We start from the raw sequence: 6,509 nt of genomic DNA, 5'->3' as shown, positions 1-6,509 counted from the left end.
GGGCGGCAGCAGCGGCGGCGCGGGGGCCTCGAGCGCGGCGGGCTGCGGCCCGCTGGGCATCGGCAGCGACGGCGGTGGCTCGATCCGGATTCCGTCGAGCTTTTCGGGCATCTTCGGCCTGAAGCCCAGTTTCGGCCGCGTGGCGCAGGGCGCCTATGGCGCGCAGTATTCGGACTTTTCGCATCACGGTCCGATGGTGCGCCATGTGGCCGATGCCGTACGCATGATGCACGCCATGGAAGGCCGCGACGCGCGCGATCCGTTCACCTTCGAACCCGCCCACCCGATCGCCGCAACCATCGATCCGCTGCCGCTCAAGGGTCTCAAACTCGGCATCACCGAGGATTTCGGCTTTCTCGAGATCGACCCCGAGGTCCGGGCCGCATTCAAGGCCGCCGTCGCCGCGATCGCGGCCGAAGGCGCCGAGATCGTGGACATGCCCGGCTACGAGGACTGGCGTCCCACCTACCGCGCCATGTGGCAGGCCGGGGCGGCCAACCAGCTCGCCAATGTGCCGGTCGGCAAGCGCGACCTGATGGACCAGGAATTCCGCGGCTGGGGCGAGGTCGGGTCAAAACTGCCGCTGGCCGAATACCTGAAGGCGCGTGACAAGCGCATCGCCTACCGCCAGATCGCGGCGCGCCAGCACGCCACGGTGGATTTCGTCCTGTCGCCCACCGTGGCGATCCTGCCGTTCGGAGCCGGCCTCACGGTGCCTGATGCCCGTTACCCGGACTGGCTGACATGGGGCGCGATCGCCTTCCTGCACAACATGACCGGCCAGCCGGCGGCCTCTCTCCCGGTCGGCTTTTCGGCGGGTGGCTTGCCGATCGGCATGCAGATCGCAGGGCGCGCCTATGACGACCTTGGCGTGCTGCGCCTGTCGCTGACGCTGGAATCGCTGCTGACGGCCGGCCGCTACGACGTGGGTGCGGTGGTGCGCCGCGCGCTCGGTTCGGCCTGACCGGTGCGGGGAAACGCCGCATGATCGTCACGTTCGGACTTCTATTCGTCTTCTGCGCGGCGCTGGTCGTCGTGCTGCAACGCCACATGGTCCATGACCGCTCGTTCTCGGACTATGCGGTGGGGGGACGGTCGTTCGGCACCTGGTTCCAGGCCATGTCGTTCCTCAACACCTGGTGGCCCGGCGGCATCATGCTGTCGCTGACCGGCATGGCGGTGAAAAAGGGCGTGATCGCGTTCTACATGCCGATCTATTCCCTGCTGACGGTCATGCTGATGTATGCCATGGCGCGGCGGGTCTGGATCTGGGGACGCGACCACGACCTGCGCACGCAGGCCGACATGCTTGGCCTGCGCTACAATTCGCGCGCGTTGGGCGTGGCGACGTCGATCGTGGGCCTGCTGTCGCTGGGCCCGTTTCTCGTGCTGGGTTTCAAAAGCCTTGGCGCGCTGTTCTACGAGTTCTCGTTCGGTCGCCTGCCGATGGGACTGTCGGTGCTTCTGGGTGTCGCGCTGATTCTTCTGCGCCAGATCTGGACCATTCGCATGGGCATGCGTGGCCTGGTCATTTCCGATCTGTATCAGGGGATTCTGGCCTATGGCGGGGGCACTCTTCTGGCACTGGGCTTCATCGCCTGGCTGATGGTGGCCCACGGCGCGCGGCTCGCCTCCCTCGATCCGGCGCTGCTGGCATTGCCGGACGCGCATGCCGCGCAGGGGCCGCTCTATCTGTTTTCGCTCATCGCGACGGGCGTTCTGGGCGGCTGGTGCATTCCGTCGATCTTCGTGCGACTCTATACGGCGGATTCGGTGCGCAGCATGCTCAAGGCCGGCGTGTTCAGCATGCCGCTGTCGCTGGTGTTTTCCGTCGCACTGGTGCTGGCCGGCCTTCTGGCCTCCGAGGTGCCGGCCCTGCGTGCACAGGCCGACGGCGTGTGGTTCGCCCTGGGACGGGAGGCGGGCGGCAGCGTCGGGCTGGGGTTGGCCGGGATCATCATTCTGGCGGCGACGATGGGGGGGGCCGATGCCTCGGTCCAGTCCTTCGGCACACAGATCGCCAACGATATCGTCGGCGCCTTCGTCACGCTGTCCTATCGGGCGTCGATCGTAACCGCCAAAGGCGGGATGGTGGCGGTCATGGCTGTCGCGGGCTGGCTGTCGACACTGGCGATCCCCAATCTGGTGACCATCGCCATTCTTGGGTATCAGGGCATTATCCAGCTGGCGGTCGTGCAGTATGGCGGGCTGTTCTGGCGGCGTGGCAATGCGACCGGGGCGCTGGTGGGGCTGTGCGCGGGTTTTGCGACCGCCGCCGCGATCGAACTCGACCATCATGGCGACACGGGCTGGTCGTTCGGCCTGACGTCGGGGCTGATCGGCCTGGGCGTCAATCTTGCCCTCTATATCCTCTGCGCGTTCATGTTCGCCCACACACCGGCGGAACAGCAGCGTCTCGCCACCCTGTTCGACGGCGTGCCCGAGCAAGCCGTACCCGATGCACAGGCCCTGCGCCTGCGGCCGGAGCCGGTGGCATGACGCCCCGCCCGGCCGCCGTGACGCTGTGGTTCTGGCTGAACCTCGCCGTCGGGATCTGCCCTCTGCCATACTGGATGGTTGGCCGATCCGATGCGCGGGTCATGGGGTGCCCGATCGCCATCCTGTATTGCGTCGGGTTGCTGATCTCGATCACCGCATGCCTGTTTGCGCTGTATCGCGCCGATGACCGGCGCGGCTATTTTGTCGACACCGATCCACCCGCCCCAGGCACCCCGCCTGCGACGTTTTGACCGCGTTGTGCCGGTTGGCCATAACCGTCGCCTCGCTCATCCGACCCTGAAAGCACGCACCATGACCCAGGACGAACAACAGCTCCGGTGCGATCTGGCCGCCGCCTATCGGCTGATCGCGCATTTCGACATGACCGATCTGGTCTACACGCATCTGTCGGTGCGACTGCCGGGCGATGCCAACCGCTTTCTGGTCAATCCGTACGGCTATCTGTTCGAGGAAATCACCGCGAGCTCGCTCGTCGTGGTCGACGCGGACGGCCTGCCGGCGCAGGCGACGACCCACGACGTCAACCCGGCGGGCTTCGTCATACACTCCGCGATCCATCGCCAGCGCCACGACGCCGCCTGCGTGATGCACACGCACACCCTCGCCGGGATGGCCGTCGCGGCCCAGAAGCAGGGCATCCTGCCGCTCAACCAGATCAGCATGGAGTTCAGCACCTCGGTCGCCCTTCACCCGTATGAAGGAATCGCGGCCGACGACAACATGAGCGAGCGTGAACGTCTGGTGGCCGACCTTGGCGACGCCACCGCGATGATTTTGCAAAACCACGGCCTGTTGACCGTCGGCACCAGCGTCGCGGAAGCCTTCTATCGCATGTACTATCTCGATCAGGCATGCCGCATCCAGCTCGCGGCGCAAGCGGCCGGCGTGCCGCTGAACATCCCGTCAGAGGCAACCGTCGCCCGCACGAATACGCAATTCGTCGAGGAAGCGGACAAGGGTATTCTGGTGTGGAAAGCGCTTCTTCGTAAGCTCGACCGCGAACAGCCCGACTACAAGGACTGATCGACCGGGGGACACAGGCTGGGCACGGCATCCGGCCTGTATCCCCCCGTCGGGTTTATCAGCCGTTGCGATAATACCAGCTGTAGCCGTTCAGGGCCGGTGCACCGCCGAGATGCACATACAGGACCTTGGACCCGTCGGGGAAAAAGCCCTTGCCGACCAGATCGATCAGCCCCTGCATCGATTTTCCCTCGTAGACCGGATCGGTAATCATGGCCTCGGTCCGCGCCGCCAGCCGGATAGCCTCATTCGTCTCGTCGGACGGGACGCCATAGGCCGGATAGGCATAGTCTTCGAGAATCACGATCTCATCCTCACGCACATCACGCCCCAGACCCACGAGATCGGCGGTGCCGTCGACGATCCGGCGAACCTGCGCCCGCGTCTGCTCCGGCGTGCCGGACGCATCGATCCCGATCACCCGGTCGGCGCGGCCCTGGTCGGCGAACCCCACGACCATGCCGGCCTGCGTCGAGCCGGTGACGACGCAGACGATGACGTAGTCGAACGTAAAGCCGAGTGCGGCTTCCTGCGCCGCCACTTCCTGCGCGAACCCGACATAGCCCAGCCCGCCATAGGGGTGCACGGAGGCACCCGCCGGAATGGCGTATGGAACACCCCCTGCCTCTTTGACGGACCGGATGGCGTCTTCCCAGCTTTTCCGGATCCCGATGTCGAACCCGTCCTCGACCAGACGGGACTCCGCGCCCATGAGACGGGTCATGAGAATATTGCCGACGCGGTCGTAAACGGCGTCGTGATGCGGCACCCATTGCTCCTGCACCACCACGCACTTCATGCCGAGCTTCGCCGCCGTCGCGGCCACCATGCGCGTATGGTTGGACTGCACGCCCCCTATGGACACGAGCGTATCGGCACCCGCCCGGACCGCGTCCGGCACGATGTATTCGAGCTTACGGAGCTTGTTGCCGCCCATGGCCAAACCCGAATTGCAGTCCTCGCGCTTGGCGTAGATCTGCACCCGGCCGCCTAGCGCTTCGGTCAGGCGGGGCAGACACTCGATCGGTGTCGGGCCGAAGGTCAGCGGGTATCGTTCGAATTGCTCAAGGTTCATCGGGCATATCCTGCGAGAAAGGTCACATCGACCCGATAGTCGATCCCGACTGAAATGTGCTTTCAATATTGGTCATTATTCCGGATGACCTGATACTAATTTCCACATTAATGGAAACATTCTCTCGTATGTAGGCGGTCTTATGAACGATTCTCCCGACACCACTCTCGACCGCACTGATCAGGCAATTCTGCGCCTGCTACAGGCCAACGGTCGCCTCTCGAACGCTGACCTTGCGCAGCAGGTGAACGTCAGCGCGGCGACCTGCCACCGCCGGACCCAGCGCCTGTTCGAGGAGGGCTATATCGACGCCGTGCACGCGCGCCTCAACCCCGCGCGCGTCGGCATGGGCACGGTCGCCCAGGTCGCCGTGGTGCTGGACCGTTCGACGCCTGAGAGTTTCGCGCTGTTCGAGGACGCGGTCAGGGCCATGCCCATGGTCCTCGACTGCTATCTGGTTGCGGGGGATTTCGATTATCTTCTGAAGATTCGCGTCCGCGACATGCAGGATTTCAACACCCTGCATGCCTCACAACTTATCGCGCTGCCCGGCGTGCGTCAGGCGCGCACGTTTTTCGTCATGAAGGAGGTCAAGGACGGCGGTCTGTTGCCTCTCTGACGACGGTTATGGCCGCGGCAGGGTGATGCGCACCACGATCCAGGGGCGCTCCTCCAGATCGTGGCCGCCATTGAACACCGGCAGACGCGACCATTGCCCGACCGTGCCGTACAGCGCGCCGTGAGCATAGGTCAGCCCGTCGGGCGCCACCAGACGCGGGTCATGCGCCACGACCGAGATCGACCCGTCCGGATGGCGCGCCAAAATACCGTGACGCTCGATGTCGGTCAGATACAGCGTGCCGTCGGGCGCCGTCGCCTCGCCGTCCCCCATGCCGGCTTCGCCCTCGTCGTGAACGCTGGCCAGGATCTGCGCGTCGCTGGCCTTCGGGTCGGCCAGCGTCGCGGTCGGGGCGGCATAGAGTTCGCGGCTGGTCAGCGGCTGCCAGAACAGTGTCGTCTGATCCGCGCTCAGACCGATGCCGTTCGCGCCGGCCTGCGCCATCGTCGGATGATCGGCGTCATAACGCGATGCTCTGCCGTCCAGCACGGCCAGAAATCCGGGCTTGGGCATCACGCAGGGCGCGTCGGCCAGAATCCGGCGCTGGTGCCCGGTGGCCAGATCCACCACGATCAGCGCCGGATGCGTGGTCTGCGAGGAATCGGTGATGAAGGCCGTGCCCGACGCCCCATGCGTCACATCGACGCGCACGTCGTTCGGGTGGCTGTCTGGCCGCAGGGCCGGGGCCTCGAGCGCAATGGTCCGCGTGACGCGATTGGTCTTCGGGTCGATCGCGAACAGGCGCGCCGCGCCCGGCACCGTCCCCTTGTCGGCGAGAAGGCCCTCATCCAGCACCCATAGCGTACCGTGCGCGTCCACGGTCATGCCCAGCGGCGAGACGAATCCCGCTTGCTGCGCCGCGTCGGGAAATGGCGTCAGATGTCCGTTGCCGAACACCGCGAGACGCGGGCCGGCGTGGTCATGCGCGCTGCGGGGAAAACCCAGCACCAGCCGCCCATCCGGTAGAACCGCAATGCCGGAGGGCTGCGCGTCGGGAAACCGTCCGATGACCGTCACGTTTCCACTGGGCGCCGCACCCTTGTCCACGCTGTCGGCGGCATGGGCCCCCACCGGGACGGACTGGGCGGCAAGACAGGCCGCAAGGCCGGCAACACATTTCAGACGATGGTTCACCGTGACAGATCCCTTCCATATGGTTGCGTCGCGCCGCCCACGACGGCGACGCGGTTTATGCAACGCCGTCCATGTGCGCCCGTTTTACCGACGCCGGCCAGTCCCGAAGGCCGCGCAGAATTTCCTTTACGAACAAAT

7 protein-coding genes are annotated in these 6,509 nt (G+C 65.6%); 5 read left to right on the top strand and 2 right to left on the bottom strand.

What is annotated here, in order from left to right; all coding sequences use genetic code 11:
* The 4 genes from HUK82_RS06155 to HUK82_RS06140 form a co-directional block, all read left to right on the top strand.
* Window positions 1-964 (top strand): amidase family protein (locus tag HUK82_RS06155; RefSeq protein ID WP_176613114.1); only part of this gene is annotated, 964 nt, incomplete at its 5' end.
* A gap of 20 nt (window positions 965-984) precedes the next feature.
* Window positions 985-2,499: a sodium:solute symporter family protein gene (locus HUK82_RS06150; RefSeq protein ID WP_176613113.1), complete on the top strand. Its 1,515-nt coding sequence runs from the start codon at window positions 985-987 to the stop codon at window positions 2,497-2,499.
* The gene (locus tag HUK82_RS06145; RefSeq protein ID WP_176613112.1) at window positions 2,496-2,750 is read left to right on the top strand and encodes a hypothetical protein; all 255 of its coding nucleotides are present in this window, start codon (window positions 2,496-2,498) and stop codon (window positions 2,748-2,750) included. Before HUK82_RS06150 ends, HUK82_RS06145 begins: the two co-directional genes overlap by 4 nt.
* A gap of 46 nt (window positions 2,751-2,796) precedes the next feature.
* Window positions 2,797-3,543: a class II aldolase/adducin family protein gene (locus HUK82_RS06140; protein WP_373318214.1), complete on the top strand. Its 747-nt coding sequence runs from the start codon at window positions 2,797-2,799 to the stop codon at window positions 3,541-3,543.
* 58 nt (window positions 3,544-3,601) lie between these two features.
* Here the strand turns inward: HUK82_RS06140 and HUK82_RS06135 are convergent, their stop codons facing one another.
* A complete protein-coding gene (locus tag HUK82_RS06135) occupies window positions 3,602-4,618 on the bottom strand; it encodes a 1-aminocyclopropane-1-carboxylate deaminase (protein WP_176613110.1) in 1,017 nt (338 codons plus the stop codon).
* A gap of 142 nt (window positions 4,619-4,760) precedes the next feature.
* Here HUK82_RS06135 and HUK82_RS06130 point away from each other — a divergent pair, with 142 nt between their 5' ends.
* Window positions 4,761-5,237 carry an Lrp/AsnC family transcriptional regulator gene (locus tag HUK82_RS06130; protein WP_176613109.1) on the top strand — a complete coding sequence of 159 codons (477 nt, stop codon included), beginning with the start codon at window positions 4,761-4,763 and terminating at the stop codon, window positions 5,235-5,237.
* 6 nt (window positions 5,238-5,243) lie between these two features.
* Here the strand turns inward: HUK82_RS06130 and HUK82_RS06125 are convergent, their stop codons facing one another.
* Window positions 5,244-6,371 carry an SMP-30/gluconolactonase/LRE family protein gene (locus HUK82_RS06125; RefSeq protein WP_264802011.1) on the bottom strand — a complete coding sequence of 376 codons (1,128 nt, stop codon included), beginning with the start codon at window positions 6,369-6,371 and terminating at the stop codon, window positions 5,244-5,246.
* Window positions 6,372-6,509: the final 138 nt, after the last annotated feature.

The sequence above is a fragment of the Ameyamaea chiangmaiensis genome, from assembly GCF_013376175.1.
In the GTDB taxonomy this organism is placed as follows: Bacteria; Pseudomonadota; Alphaproteobacteria; order Acetobacterales; family Acetobacteraceae; genus Ameyamaea; species Ameyamaea chiangmaiensis.
This window is presented reverse-complemented; position numbering and strand designations above follow the sequence as displayed.